The following is a 13,574-nucleotide window of genomic DNA, read 5'->3' on the forward strand; positions in this document are numbered from 1 at the left end:
CGTACGGCACCCCATTACACCATCAATATGACGACCAGCACGGCGATCAACACGCCAAGGCTTTTCCACATTTTCTCGTAGCGCCCTTGATCGTCTTTGGCTGCATCCTCTTCCGCCTTCAATTGTATTAAAGCTAGCCGCAAATGCTTCATCTGATCCTCCTTGTCGCTAATGCCGAGCGTCGAGCCCAGCCGCAGCATGACAGCTTGTTCGCCTGCTCGCATCGAGGTGTGCGGCCATTGCCGATGAACGGCGTGCTCCCAGCTTTCGCGGAACGAGATTTCATCGCTTTGCCAGACGCCGCTCGCTGCCGCGCGGAACAACTCGGATAGCGGCGAAGGCGAAGCTTCAGCCGTTCTCTCGAGCGCCTCCGGAAGAGGCGTATGACCGTAACCGATCTCCGTCTCTAGCCGTTGCAGCGCGTGAGCGAGCTGCCGGAGCTGTCTCGGACGCTCCGCGAATCTCGCGGCTTGCTGAAATCCAATCATCGTGCCCGCGAATAAGATGAGAACCGCTCCGAGCAGCTTAATCACGGATCACCAGCTCTGAACCGGCCGCTTAGTCCGGATTCCCTTCTGGAGAAGGCGACGGCAGGCTCCCGTGCGTCATGCCGCAGGCCGCTTGAGGCTACAACGCGGTGCATAATACCCTCGGCCGTTCGCTTCAGCTCTACGACGTAGGCGAAAGTCCCTTCGTCCAGCAGCTTCTGGAGCACCGGCCTTCCCCGCGCATCCTGCAGATCGTAAGCATGCGCGGTTGCTACGACGCTGACGCCCGCATGGCTTGCTTCCCGGATCGCTTCGCCGTCTTCCGGGCGTCCGATCTCGTCGGCGATAATGACTTCCGGCGACATCGACCGGAGCAGCATCATCATCCCTTCCGCCTTCGGACAAGCGTCCATCACATCGGTTCGAGGCCCGATGTCGAATGTCGGAATGCCCCTCATGCAAGCTGCGATCTCCGAGCGTTCGTCTACGATGCCTACTTTCCGGCCTTGCCAGCCGTCCGCATCCGCCTGCTGCCAATAGCCGTAGCTGACGGATCTGGCAATGTCGCGGACTAGTGTCGTCTTGCCTTGCTGAGGCGGCGCCAGGATGAGCGTCGAATGAAGCGTCTTGCGGGAGCGGTCCACCAGCTTCGGGAGCAAATGCACCGATGCTCCGACTACTTCTCTTGCGATACGGATGTTGAATGCTCCGATATCCCGTATTCCCCTTACCGACCCGCCATCGAGTATCGTTCTGCCAGCCAGTCCGATCCGATGGCCGCCCGTTACGGTAATAAAGCCTCTGCGCAACTCTTCTTCCATTGCGTATAACGAATAATTCGTAATTCTCTCAAGCAGCTTTCGGCATAGATCGGCACTCGGCTTGTACGTATCGTCCGCAGCTTGCCGAAGCGATCCGTCGCTTGCCACAAAGCGGGATTGGCCGCGAAATCCGACCTCCAGCGGACGTCCCTCTCTGATGCGTATCTCTTCTAGCTGCTCCTTAGCCCCAGTGGGGAGACGCTCTAGCAACGACTTTAGTTCAAGGGGCAGCAAATGGATGACTCGTGCCAGCATGCTCATCACTCCCGGATGTTTGTCCTCTCGTAGTTCCATTTGTATGCACTTAAGGTGAAAATATGACTCATTCAAGCGATTGCTAGAATCGCAATCTATTATTTTTTTAGAATACCGACCATTAGACAAATGATCCCTATCGCAACCCAGGTGAACTTAGCAGGCGAGAGCTTGTCTGCCATGCCGACCAGTCCGATTGTCGTCGTAGCGAGCAAGACGACCGGCCCGACAAAAGCGAGCGATGAATTTATGATAAGCGACTTGTCGATCTGATTCAGCTTCAGCATGAGCAGCGCGGCGCAAATCTCGATCGTACCGGACATTAACCGTAGCGACGCCATCGACAATACGATTTTGTTCAACATGCGATATCGGCCTCCTTTCCGTAGTAATGCTATTACCTATGCTTATGCTTGCTTGTCTGCATTTCATGCAGGGCACATGCCTAACGATTTCGGCATATAGTAAACCGTTGAATCATAATACTGTCCCAAAGTAAAGAGCGGGCGAGGAGACGATCGTCATGATAATTGCATCAGCCACGGGCTGGAATCGACTTTTGCAAGACCCTAGCGGCAAACGCGCAGCTAGCCGAATGAATCGATACGGACAAACGATGGTAATCGACAAAGGGATGGGTTTGCACCAGTTCGCCGATTTCGTACAGCTTGCCGGTCCTCATATCGACATTGTCAAGCTGGGTTTCGGCACATCCGTGCTCTACACGCCTGAACTGCTTAAGCAGAAGCTGGCGCTCGCCAAAGAGCAGGGACTTATTATTATGCCGGGCGGCACGCTTCTGGAGGCAGCTGTTGCGCAGCAGGAAATCGCTTCTTTCATGGATACCGTGTGCCAGATGGGCTTCAACGGCATTGAAGTATCGGACGGAACGATCGAGCTTGACCGCAAGCGAAGGACCGCCCTCATTAAAGAAGGCATTTCGAGAGGATTGCATGTCATTACGGAATACGGCAAAAAAGAGGCTGGTTCGCTAATTGATCCGGAGGAGCTTGCATTCACCGCGGAATGCGACTGGGATGCGGGCGCAATGCTTGTAACGGTCGAAGCAAGGGAATCCGGCGTCGATGTCGGCTTATTCGATGCATCGGGAAAATGCAGGGACAGCATGCTGGAAGAAGTCATTAGCCGGGTGAAAGAGCATAAGCGGCTGATCTGGGAAGCACCGCAGAAGCAGCAACAAGTACATCTGCTTCGTTATTTCGGTGCCGAAGTACATTTAGGCAATATCGCTCCAACGGATGTTTTGGCGCTCGAAGCTATGAGGAGGGGTTTGCGCTCCGACACGTTTGAGTTCGGGGTGTCGAATACGTTTTTTTATATGATTTAGTGCTTTGGCTATGATCCGGAGATCACGGGTTTAACCGAAGGAGAGGCGGAGACGATACGATGCAAGTGCAAGTCATTTCAAGCGTTAATGAAGCCAGCACGGCCAAGTTCCACCACAAAACGGCAATCATTATTGATGTTCTGCGTGCCACGAGTACGATTATTTCCGCTATTGAGGCAGGCGCTTCCTGCGTCCTGCCTGCGGAAACCGTCATGGAGGCGCGCGCGCTGCATCGGCCGGGCGACTTGCTGGGCGGCGAAAGATTTTGCCGCAAAATAGCCGGATTTGACCTTGGCAACTCGCCGGATGAATATAACGAGCAAAATGTTGCCGGGAAACGGGTTATATTGACGACCACGAACGGCACGAGAGCGATTCACAAATCGATGAGAGCGGACTATGTGCTTACCGCCTCCTTGCTGAATGCGGAAGCTTGCGCGAAGGCTGCGCTCGATCTGCGTCGCGACATCGTCTTGTTATGCGCGGGAAGCCATGACGAGTTCGCGATCGAGGATGGTTTATGTGCCGGACTAGTGTTAAACAAGCTGATTGAGCTTGGAGGAGCGCCTATCGAGACGGACGATTTCGGCATCGCAATGCTGGCGTTATACCGCAACCGGGCAAATTTAATAAAGGAAACTTTGTTGAGCGGCATGTCGGGCAAGCGGCTATGCAAGCTAGGCTTCAAGAAGGATGTCGAAGCTTGCGCGGCAATCGATGTGTATCAGACGGTTCCGAGATTGAATGGCGATTTTCTTACTAGAGGTTAGAGAGACATATTGAGTTAAGGCTGTCCATATAATGAATTGTTCGCAGGTCGTCCATTGAGGGCTTGAGGGGCAATCTTTATATGAGGAGTCGTTACGGATGGTCGGTGAAATTATATTAGTAGGCTTGATTATAATTGGATTAGTTGGCCGATCTCCGATCATCGCAACCGCAGCTTGCCTTCTGCTGGCTGTTAAACTCGTTCATTTGGAACGTTTTCTGCCGGCGATCGAGAGGCGAGGATTGGAGCTTGGCTTGTTATTTCTGACGTTCAGCGTTCTCGTTCCTTTCGCGTCGGGGCGTATTCAATCGAAAGAATTGTTAGCGGCGCTAAGCTCCTGGCCAGGCTGGCTTGCCTTGCTTGGCGGAGCTGCCGCTACCTATATTAACGGCAAAGGTCTCGAACTTCTGAAGGTCGACCCGCAGATCATAGTCGGACTCGTTCTCGGCTCGATCGTCGGCATCGTATTCATGCGCGGCATCCCTGTCGGGCCGTTGATGGCCGCCGGCATTACGGCTATCTTGTACAAGCTGTTTAAGCTCATGGGGGGGTAGCAACCAACCTTCAAAGGCTTCTACCAAACCTTTAATGGCTATTCGAACCCACCCAAACCCTCCCTTCCAAGGGAGGGCCCCAAGGGCTCCCGCTCCGTTGAACGATTATGCTGCACAGGCGCTTTTAAGCCACCTTCGAGCTTGGAACGCTTTCGTCCCTGCGGGACACGCTTACATTCCAAGGCTTTTCCTGTAAGTACGTAGGTGTTCTTACACGGATCAGAGTTTGTTTACTCTTAATCTGTTAGTTCATCTATGCTCTTACAGCGGGTGTTGGACGTGAATGTAACGGTTGGATTTTCGTTTAAGCATATCCGGTCTTACACGGGTCACAGCTTGGTTAGTTTGGGGCCGTTGAGCAATGTGATTATACAGTGAACACGTGGTTTGGAGTCGCGGTGTAGGAATATAGAAGAAAAAAAAAGCCCGCTCGGCTGTTGTCTGAGCGGGCTTGGTTATGATGGCGGGTTAGCGGCGGTCTTGCGGGCCGCCTACGAAAACTTGCTCAGCCGTGTCTAGGCCGTAAGCGGTGTGAAGCGCGCGCACGACTTCGTTAAGCGGCCCGGCTGCGATAACGCAGGAGCACTTGATTTCGGATGTGCTTACCATTTTGATGCTTACGCCGAGATTGGAGATCGCCGCGAACATTTTCGCGGCTACGCCCGGGTTGCTGACCATGCCCGCGCCGACGATCGACACTTTGACCAGATCGTCCTCGGAGCTTGCTTCGCGATAAGTAACGGACGAGCGAATGCTCTCGATCACGCTGATCGCCTTGTCCTTGTCGTCGCCCGATACGGTGAAGGAGAAGTCGGCTTTGCCGTCCTGCACGCCGCTTTGAACGATAATGTCAACGTCGATGCCGTTGTCGGCCAACGCTCCGAACACGCCTGCAAGCACGCCCGGAATATCCTCAACGCCGATAATGCTGATTCTAGCTACATTTTTGTCAAACGCGATGCCGCGAACGACCACGCCTTGCTCCATGACCGCTTCCTCCTTTACGCTCGTACCTTCGTTTTGGGTAAAGCTGGAACGAACGACCAGCTTCACATTATTATGCTTCGCATATTCCACTGCCCGCGGATGCAACACTGCCGCTCCAAGATGGGCAAGCTCCAGCATCTCGTCATAGGAAATCTCATTCAGCTTGCGGGCATTCTTCACGACGCGCGGATCGGTTGAATAAATACCGTCTACGTCGGTATAAATCTCGCATACGTCCGCTTTGATTGCTGCTGCGAGCGCTACGGCCGTCGTATCCGAACCGCCGCGGCCAAGCGTTGTGATCTCGCCTTCCTCGCTCATCCCTTGAAAACCGGCAACGATGGCTACATTGCCTTCCTCCAACGCTTTGAACAGCCGATCCGGCTGAATATCGGTCATCTTCGCCTTGCCGTGCACCGCTTCCGTGCGGATGCCGGCTTGCCAGCCCGTGAACGACAGCGCCTTATGGCCTAGCTGATGAATCGTCATCGATAGCAACGCGATCGATATTTGCTCACCGACTGTAAGCAGCATATCCATCTCGCGCGCCGGCGGATTCGGATTAAGCTCCTTCGACTGATCGATCAAATCGTCCGTTGTATCACCCATGGCAGAGACGACGACCACGATCCGGTTGCCATCCTGCTGCCTTTCAATTATACGCTTTGCAACACGCTGCATTCTCTCCGGCGTACCGACAGAGCTGCCGCCAAACTTCATCACTATCAACGACAAAGCTGATTCACTCCCAACCTTGACATATACATACAAGACAATATTATAACACAATTCGCATGCTTATGGGTATATTCGCCCGCAAAAAAAACCGTCCGAATGCATGCACCGGACGGTTTTCCCTCAATTGCAAGATGACTAAGCGCGGGAAATGTATTTGCCTTCGCGCGTGTCGATCAGAAGTACGTCGCCTTCGTTGATGAACAAAGGAACTTGAACGGTAAGGCCAGTCTCAAGCGTAGCGTTTTTCGTTGCGCCCTGAGCCGTGTTGCCTTTCACGCCTGGCTCTGTTTCCGTTACTTTCAGTTCAACGCTCGTTTGCATCTGGATACCGAGGATTTCGCCTTGGTAGCTGGAGATGTTAACGTTCATGTTCTCTTTCAAGAAGTTAAGCTCCCATTCAAGCTGTTTCTTGTCGAGGTTGAATTGGTCGTAAGTTTCGTTGTCCATGAACGTGTATTCGGAACCCGAATTGTACAAATATTGCACTTCGCGGTTCTCGATGATCGCGCGTCCGATGGTTTCACCGGCGCGGAACGTTTTCTCAACAACGTTGCCGTTGCGGAGATTGCGCAATTTGGAGCGGACGAAAGCCGCGCCTTTGCCCGGTTTAACGTGCTGGAAATCAAGCACGGAGAAGATGTCGTTGTCAACCTGTACGGTCAAGCCTGTTTTAAAATCGTTTACTGAAATCACTGAATATACCTCCTGAATGAATAGTCCCTATCCCAAAATAATGAGCTCTTTCGGAGATGAGGTTAATATTTTAATACCGGTTTCCGTAATCACGATATCATCCTCGATACGAACCCCGCCGAAGCCGGGAATGTATATGCCAGGCTCTACCGTAACAGTCATGCCGGGGGTTAAAATCGTTTCGCTGAGCTTCGACAATCTAGGCGATTCATGAATTTCCATGCCGAGGCCATGGCCTGTGCCATGTCCGAATAGATCGCCGTAGCCGTACTTCGCAATGACGTCGCGAGCAAGCGCATCCGCCTCGCGGCCGCTAATGCCCGGCTTAATACACTCAAGCGCATGAAGCTGCGCTTCCAGCACGATGGAATATATTTCACGGTGCTTCTCGGTCGGCGTGCCGACCACTACCGTCCGGGTAAGATCGGAGCAGTAGCCTTGGTAATAAGCGCCGAAATCAAGCTTCACAAATTCGTCTTGTCCGACAAGACGGTCGCTCGCAACGCCATGAGGGAGCGCGGAACGTTCACCCGATGCCACAATCGTGTCGAAGGAGGAAGAGGTTGCGCCGTGACTGCGCATGAACACTTCCATCTCAAGCGCAATATCCGATTCTCTCATTCCCGGCTTGATGATGTTCAGAATATAACTGAACGTCTTGTCGGCCAGATCTGCAGCCTCTTGCATCACCTTAAGCTCAGCGTCGTCCTTAATCATCCGAAGCTTCTCCACGAGCGCGCCGGAAGGCTGAAGCGTAATGCCAGGCAAAGCCTCGGTCCATGCCGAGTATTGGCTGTATACGACATGATCCTGTTCAAATGCTAGCTGCTTAATGCCGTGTTGCGCCAACAATTCGCGCACATCGTCAATCGGATTCGCGCCATGCTCCACGATTTTGAAGTCGACCGCTTGTTCCGGGGCTTGCGTCCGATAACGGAAATCGGTTAGCAAATAGCGCTCGTCCTGCGTAATAAGCACCATGCCCGAGGAGCCGGTAAACCCGCTAATATAGCGGCGATTAACGTCGCTCCCGATCAAGATGGCTTCGTAACCTGATTCCTCCAGCAGCTTGCGCAGACGGTCTACTCTTACGTTAGACATAAGCTACACTTCCTTTCATTCATTCGTCACTTACTTTGCAAATGCCGAACCAATGCATCCAAGCCCAGCTCATAGCTATGCGCGCCGAAACCCGCAATCTGTCCGACGGCTATCGGAGCAATAACCGAGACATGACGGAACGCTTCTCTCTTGTGAATGTTGGACAGATGCACTTCAACGATAGGCAAGCTTACCGAGCCAAGCGCGTCTCGCAACGCATAGCTGTAATGCGTCCAAGCGCCGGGGTTAATGACGATTCCGCTAGCGATGCCGTAAGCGCTATGTATCCGGTCAATCATCTCGCCCTCATGATTCGTTTGGAAGAAGTCGATCTCGAAGCCAAGTGCTTCGCCCTTCTCCTTCATAAGCGATTCGATGTAGGACAAAGTCTCCGTGCCGTAAACGCCAGGCTCTCGAATGCCCAGCATATTCAGGTTCGGACCGTTTAGAACGAGTATCTTGCCCATGAATTATCCTCCCTTACGTACACACGGCTATTTGCCTGCAAATACAGGCGAAGCTGTCGTCACGCCGGGAAGTTCGAGCATCGTATTAGAGTTTAGGCTGATACTGCTTTCATTCACAAGCGTAAACGGCTTTCACATTTTACCACAAATGCCCGCCGCTTGAGAAGGGATAACTCATGACGGTGCCGGAATCGGCTCGCGCGAAGCCTCGTCCGTGAATTCAAAAGCGATCGAATACCCGATAAATAGCCCCCATAAGAGGAAAACGCAAATTTCCGTGAACAACGTATTCCAGCCTGCCCTCGTGACCGCCGTCGTCATTCCCAGCAACGGACCGAGCAACAAGAAGATGATCGCCCACCAAACTATACCGTATAAGATCCCGGGCCAAGGACCTCGCAGCTTGCCGAGCACAAGCTTATACAAAAGAGCGGCAATAATGGAAAAGACGATATAACAGCCGATTCCGGCCAGCTGGCCCCATCCCGTTTTCAAAAAGGATTGCTTAAAAAACGGATCGCCTACAAAACCCGGAAGGATTGTCGTAAATTTCATTTGATAGAACAGCCACCTCACGCCCCCCCATATGATACCGGCGAAAAACCCAATCATCATCGGGTAAGTCCACGGATTCGTATGATGATCCGAATAGCCCTGATGGCTGCTGCGTTTGTTCGTTGACAACGTTGACATTGGAAGTTCCCGCCTCTCTAATTGATTTCCATTTGACTCCTTTATTATGTGACAATCGCCGCTGTCGCAATTCATCCTCGCATGTTTACAATTGTATTGGCATGCGCTTTACATCCTTTCGCTGGATGATGATGACGTTGGCAATTCATTTATAGATCAAGTACAATAGACTTATAAAAACGATAGACAGATTCGTCTATGCATGATTGATGACGAAATCTTACTTTGGGGATGGTGACAAGCTCTTGCCGCAGGATATTAGACGCGCTTATGGCGGACAAGCTGTTATCGAAGGCGTAATGTTTGCAGGCAAACACGTTAACGTAACGGCCGTACGGCGCAAAAACGATGAGATCGTATTTTACGAGGTGCCTTCCATCTCGAAGCCTTGGGTACAGCGCCTGAAAAAAATTCCTTTATTGCGCGGCGTAGTCGGCATTATTGAATCAAGCGCCAAAGGATCGCAGCATCTTAACTTTTCCATGGAAGCTTATGCGGAGGACGAGACGAGTGACGGCAAAGATGACAAAGCCGACGCGCAGACTCAGACGATCGATGCAAGTGAAAGCAAGGAAGAAAAGAAGTCCGGAGGCTGGAGCATCAGCATGCTTGTCGGCGTAGCCGTTGCTGGCGTCTTATCCTTCATTTTCGGCAAGCTTATATTTACGGTTACTCCGGCCTTACTGGAAGAATTGCTGTTCTCAGGGGTATTCGAGAGCAAAGTCGGTCATAATTTAGTAGAAGGACTTATTAAAATCATATTGCTTCTCGCCTATCTGTACTTTATTTCGATGACACCGCTTATAAAGCGGCTCTTCCAGTATCATGGCGCCGAACATAAAGTGATCAGCGCATATGAAGCCGGTGAGGATCTAACGATTCGCAATGTGCAGAAGTACAGTCGCCTTCATTACCGCTGCGGCTCAAGTTTTATCGTATTTACCGTTATTGTCGGCGTTGTTGTATACTCGCTCCCGATCTTCACGTGGGATTCGATCTGGGAACGCGTCTACATTCGCATTCTGCTGTTGCCTGTCGTGCTTGGCATCTCCTATGAGGTGCTGAAATGGACGAATGCGCTGAGAGACATTCCGGTGCTCCGCTACCTTGGCTATCCGGGGCTATGGCTGCAGCTGCTGACGACCAAAGAACCGAAAGACGAACAAGTTGCTGTATCGATCGCTTCCTTCAACCGGATGCGCGAGCTGGAACAACAAATGACGAAGGCCTAATTTCTAATGAGAAAAGAGGAATAGCGATGAGCAGATCACAGGGAAAATGGAATGGATGGTCAATCGCGATATTGATTCTGATCGTGATCGGAGTCTGGTTCAGCATAACGACGAACCCGCTTGGGTTCATTCTTCCCGTCGTCATACTCGGCGCTATCTTCCTCCTTTACAAATATCCGCCGTCCTTCCTGCAAGGATATCGTCGCACGGGCCCGGGTCAAGCGCGAGTCAAGCAAGGACGTTCATCCTCGGCTGGTAAGCCCAAGACGACCCGGCCGCGCTCGAAGACAGCGCCCTTCCGGGTCATCGAAGGCGGTAAAGACGACAATGATATGCCGAAGTACCACTAAACGAACCATGTTCCGAAAATAACAAGAAGAAGGGGATTGCGCCGCCAGGCTGCAATCCCCTTCTTCTTGTTCGCTATGTACTACTCGCTATCCAGTTCGGAGCGAAGAGAGCGAAGCTCCTCCAGCCTCAGGCTGTCACGGCGGAAATATTCAACCAACGTCTCAATGCATGTAATGGAATCCCAGCTAAGATGATGCTCGATTCCTTCTACGTCGCGATAAATATTTTCATCCTGAACGCCAATCGTCGTCAGGAAATCTTCGAGCAATTGATGACGGTCGACCAAACGTTTGCCCATTTTTTTGCCTTTATTCGTAAGGACAAGACCACGATACTTCTCATAGATCAAATAATTGTCTTTGTCGAGCTTCTGTATCATCTTTGTGACCGAGGACGGATGTACCTCTAAGCCTTCCGCAATATCCGAAACACGCGCATACCCTTTTTCGTCGATGAGCTTATAGATCCTCTCTAAGTAGTCTTCCATGCTCGGCGTCGGCACTCAAAGACCCCCCTAACCCTGCATCTTCACCTTGTTTCCTCGGCGTTACTCTATGTATCATACACTGTTCGAGCCCGACACTGCAACCTGTCCGGATTCCGGCCCATTATCTTTCCAGTCCCGGTTCGACGGGGGCCAAAACGAATATTTCACTTAAAATTTCAGCCACTCCGGCGTTATGGAGTTAAGCCAAATCGTAATTTGCGTCATTTGATCCGTGAAGAGCAGAACGCCCATGAGCAGCATGACGCCGCCGCCGATCTTCATGACAAGCGAAGAATACTTCAGTATCCATCTTGCCGTGCCAAGGAAAAACGCCAGCACGAAGAACGGAATCGCGAAGCCGAGCGCGTAAGCCGTCGTTAGCTGGAACCAGGTATCCGGCGACGAAGCCGCCAGGCCAAGAATCGCGGTCAACACAGGACCTACGCATGGCGACCAACCTGCCGAGAAACCGATGCCGAAGACGAACGAGCTGATATAGTTCGATTTACGAGGAATAAGGCTCTTCCTCGTGTCTTTGAGCAACAGCTTCGGCTGGAAGAGACCGATCAAGAACAAACCCATCAGAATAATAAGGATCGCCGACAATTGACGGATAAGCTGGCGATACTCGCTGAAAAATTCCGCGAATAGGTTCGTCGAGTAGCCTAAAGCGTAATACACCGTACAGAAGCCCAATATGAAGAAAAACGTATGCGACATCATGTGCATCCGCTGCTTCTTCGTATGGTCGTTTTCTTTTAGATCGGATACCGAAATCCCGGTAATGTACGATAAATAAGACGGATATAAGGGCAAGCAGCAAGGCGACACAAACGAAGCGATGCCGGCGCTGAACGCCAGCCAAATATTAACATCGGTCAAACTTATTCACCTCAATCTCAAATCAGCTGCCCATTTTCATGCCCCGCTTAAAGACGAGCAGCAGCAGCAAAATAACGATAAGCAGCAAAACAATCGTTCCGCCCGGCGCAAGATTCCATACCCCTGCAACGAGCAATCCCGCTACGACGGCAATCTCGCCGATAATGACGACGGATATGACGCTTTGCTTGAAGCTTCTCGCAATAATAAGACTGCAGGCGGCAGGTATCGTTAGCAGCGCCGATACGAGCAAAGCGCCGACAATCTTGATAGATACGCTAATGACTAGAGCGGTAAGCACGCTAATCATAACATTATAAAAACGGACGGGCAACCCGCTTACCGCTGCAGCGTCCTCATCGAACGTAATAAGGAACAGCTCCTTCACTTGCGAGCGGATCGCGATCAGAACGACAAGCGTAACTGCGCCAATCAAATATAAATCGCCGCTGCTCAGCGTATAGATGCTGCCGAACAAATAGCTGTTAACATTCATATTAAATCCTTTGCCCAGCGTGAATAACAGCGAAGCCAACGCGACGCCGCCGGACATCATTATTGCAAGCGACAGCTCGGCGTACGTCTTATACGCTTTGCGCAGCTTCTCGATCCCGAACGATGCGGCTATGGCGAATACAAGACCAACCGCTATCGGGTATACGCCGATGAGAAAACCCAGCGCAACCCCGGCAATCGATACATGCGACAGCGTATCTCCGATCATCGACAGTCTGCGCAGCACAAGAAAAATACCCATTAGCGGCGCGGTGACGCCAATTAACAAGCCCCCGATAAGAGCTCTCTGAAAAAACTCGCTAGTTACGATCTCCAATCCGAACAACCTCTTTCCCGCTCTCCAATTGCTCCCTAAGCCCTTTTAGGCTATGTGCCAAATTGTTCTCCACGCAATCCTGCGTCTCATGCGAATGTCTAATATAAAACTTCAGCTTGCCGCTCTCCGAGGCCGGCTGTTGGCCGAGGTACGAACGAATCATATCCATGTCATGCGAAACCATAAGAAACGTCATGCTATGATGCTGATGCATGTGCTTGATCATATGAAAGAAGCTTTCCTGCGTCTCCGTATCAATTCCGACAGTCGGTTCATCCAAGATGAGCAAGGACGGATTGTTGATCAGCGCCCTTGCGAGAAATACGCGCTGCTGCTGACCGCCCGAGAGCAGTCCGATCCGCTTCTCGCTTAAGTCCTCGATTCCCATCGCATGAAGCGCATCGTCGCACTTCTGATGATCTTCTTTCGTTACTTTCTTGAACAACTTATTTCGCCCGTACAGCCCAGATAGCACCACTTCTCTTACGACCGCCGGAAATAACGGATTAAGCGAGTTCTTCTGGGGCACATAGCCGATTCTCTCCCAGTGCTTGAACTTCTCGACCGGCTCTCCGAAGAGGCGGATCTGTCCCTGAGTCGGCCTCAATAAACCGACGATCATGCGCAGCAGCGTCGTTTTGCCTGCGCCATTCGTTCCGATCAGGCCGATAAAATCCCGTTCCTTCACGCCGAAGCTTACGTTCGTAATGACCGGCTGCTGTTGGTACGAGAACGATACTCCATCGAGCGATATTACTTCCTGATGGCAATTCGGAGTTTCGCTTGTTATTGTTTTTGATTGCAACATTCTCTATCTCCTTAAACAGCAATAAGGGGCTATATCAGCGATATTAGCCCGTTTTGCCTTCCTATCGT

At 51.7% G+C, this 13,574-nt stretch carries 17 protein-coding genes; 5 read left to right on the forward strand and 12 right to left on the reverse strand.

Features of this window, described 5'->3' with window-relative positions; translation table 11 throughout:
• Window positions 1-14 precede the first annotated feature (14 nt).
• The 3 genes from spoIIIAB to J2T14_RS02225 form a co-directional block, all read right to left on the reverse strand.
• Window positions 15-533 (reverse strand): stage III sporulation protein SpoIIIAB, encoded by a 519-nt coding sequence (spoIIIAB, locus tag J2T14_RS02215; RefSeq protein ID WP_307201793.1) that lies wholly within the window; start codon window positions 531-533, stop codon window positions 15-17.
• Complete coding sequence (gene spoIIIAA, locus J2T14_RS02220; RefSeq protein WP_307202346.1) at window positions 530-1,564, reverse strand: stage III sporulation protein AA; 1,035 nt, start codon at window positions 1,562-1,564, stop codon at window positions 530-532. The genes spoIIIAB and spoIIIAA overlap by 4 nt, the downstream gene beginning before the upstream one ends.
• 98 nt (window positions 1,565-1,662) lie before the next feature.
• Window positions 1,663-1,929 carry a YqhV family protein gene (locus J2T14_RS02225; RefSeq protein ID WP_307201794.1) on the reverse strand — a complete coding sequence of 89 codons (267 nt, stop codon included), beginning with the start codon at window positions 1,927-1,929 and terminating at the stop codon, window positions 1,663-1,665.
• 158 nt (window positions 1,930-2,087) lie between these two features.
• Here J2T14_RS02225 and J2T14_RS02230 point away from each other — a divergent pair, with 158 nt between their 5' ends.
• From J2T14_RS02230 to J2T14_RS02240, 3 genes are all read left to right on the forward strand, one after another.
• Window positions 2,088-2,912 carry a phosphosulfolactate synthase gene (locus J2T14_RS02230; RefSeq protein ID WP_307467309.1) on the forward strand — a complete coding sequence of 275 codons (825 nt, stop codon included), beginning with the start codon at window positions 2,088-2,090 and terminating at the stop codon, window positions 2,910-2,912.
• Between the two features lie 59 nt (window positions 2,913-2,971).
• Window positions 2,972-3,682 carry a 2-phosphosulfolactate phosphatase gene (locus tag J2T14_RS02235; protein ID WP_307467312.1) on the forward strand — a complete coding sequence of 237 codons (711 nt, stop codon included), beginning with the start codon at window positions 2,972-2,974 and terminating at the stop codon, window positions 3,680-3,682.
• A 97-nt stretch (window positions 3,683-3,779) separates the two neighbouring features.
• Window positions 3,780-4,235, forward strand: a complete 456-nt coding sequence (locus tag J2T14_RS02240) for a DUF441 domain-containing protein (protein ID WP_307201797.1) — start codon at window positions 3,780-3,782, stop codon at window positions 4,233-4,235.
• Window positions 4,236-4,703: 468 nt separating this feature from the next.
• Here the strand turns inward: J2T14_RS02240 and J2T14_RS02245 are convergent, their stop codons facing one another.
• The 5 genes from J2T14_RS02245 to J2T14_RS02265 form a co-directional block, all read right to left on the reverse strand.
• Complete coding sequence (locus J2T14_RS02245) at window positions 4,704-5,957, reverse strand: aspartate kinase (RefSeq protein WP_307201798.1); 1,254 nt, start codon at window positions 5,955-5,957, stop codon at window positions 4,704-4,706.
• A 138-nt stretch (window positions 5,958-6,095) separates the two neighbouring features.
• The gene (efp, locus tag J2T14_RS02250) at window positions 6,096-6,653 is read right to left on the reverse strand and encodes an elongation factor P (protein WP_307201799.1); all 558 of its coding nucleotides are present in this window, start codon (window positions 6,651-6,653) and stop codon (window positions 6,096-6,098) included.
• A gap of 27 nt (window positions 6,654-6,680) precedes the next feature.
• A complete protein-coding gene (locus J2T14_RS02255) occupies window positions 6,681-7,754 on the reverse strand; it encodes a M24 family metallopeptidase (protein ID WP_307467314.1) in 1,074 nt (357 codons plus the stop codon).
• Between the two features lie 26 nt (window positions 7,755-7,780).
• Window positions 7,781-8,221, reverse strand: a complete 441-nt coding sequence (aroQ, locus tag J2T14_RS02260; RefSeq protein ID WP_307467317.1) for a type II 3-dehydroquinate dehydratase — start codon at window positions 8,219-8,221, stop codon at window positions 7,781-7,783.
• Between the two features lie 174 nt (window positions 8,222-8,395).
• The gene (locus J2T14_RS02265; protein WP_307467320.1) at window positions 8,396-8,914 is read right to left on the reverse strand and encodes a YqhR family membrane protein; all 519 of its coding nucleotides are present in this window, start codon (window positions 8,912-8,914) and stop codon (window positions 8,396-8,398) included.
• A 299-nt stretch (window positions 8,915-9,213) separates the two neighbouring features.
• On the opposite strand from J2T14_RS02265, the gene J2T14_RS02270 reads away from it, so the two are divergent.
• Both J2T14_RS02270 and J2T14_RS02275 read left to right on the forward strand, forming a co-directional pair.
• Complete coding sequence (locus J2T14_RS02270; protein WP_307468573.1) at window positions 9,214-10,146, forward strand: DUF1385 domain-containing protein; 933 nt, start codon at window positions 9,214-9,216, stop codon at window positions 10,144-10,146.
• A 26-nt stretch (window positions 10,147-10,172) separates the two neighbouring features.
• On the forward strand, window positions 10,173-10,496 hold the full coding sequence (locus J2T14_RS02275) for a hypothetical protein (protein WP_307467323.1): 324 nt from the start codon (window positions 10,173-10,175) through the stop codon (window positions 10,494-10,496).
• An 80-nt stretch (window positions 10,497-10,576) separates the two neighbouring features.
• On the opposite strand, the gene mntR is transcribed toward J2T14_RS02275, so the two are convergent.
• From mntR to J2T14_RS02295, 4 genes are all read right to left on the reverse strand, one after another.
• Window positions 10,577-10,999 (reverse strand): transcriptional regulator MntR, encoded by a 423-nt coding sequence (mntR, locus tag J2T14_RS02280; protein WP_307201805.1) that lies wholly within the window; start codon window positions 10,997-10,999, stop codon window positions 10,577-10,579.
• A 153-nt stretch (window positions 11,000-11,152) separates the two neighbouring features.
• A complete protein-coding gene (locus tag J2T14_RS02285) occupies window positions 11,153-11,866 on the reverse strand; it encodes a cytochrome c biogenesis CcdA family protein (RefSeq protein WP_307201806.1) in 714 nt (237 codons plus the stop codon).
• 22 nt (window positions 11,867-11,888) lie between these two features.
• Window positions 11,889-12,698 carry a metal ABC transporter permease gene (locus J2T14_RS02290; protein WP_307467325.1) on the reverse strand — a complete coding sequence of 270 codons (810 nt, stop codon included), beginning with the start codon at window positions 12,696-12,698 and terminating at the stop codon, window positions 11,889-11,891.
• Window positions 12,682-13,506 (reverse strand): metal ABC transporter ATP-binding protein, encoded by an 825-nt coding sequence (locus tag J2T14_RS02295; RefSeq protein WP_307201808.1) that lies wholly within the window; start codon window positions 13,504-13,506, stop codon window positions 12,682-12,684. The genes J2T14_RS02290 and J2T14_RS02295 overlap by 17 nt, the downstream gene beginning before the upstream one ends.
• Between the last annotated feature and the right edge of the window lie 68 nt (window positions 13,507-13,574).

It is taken from the genome of Paenibacillus harenae (assembly GCF_030812415.1).
In the GTDB taxonomy this organism is placed as follows: domain Bacteria; phylum Bacillota; class Bacilli; order Paenibacillales; family Paenibacillaceae; genus Pristimantibacillus; species Pristimantibacillus harenae_A.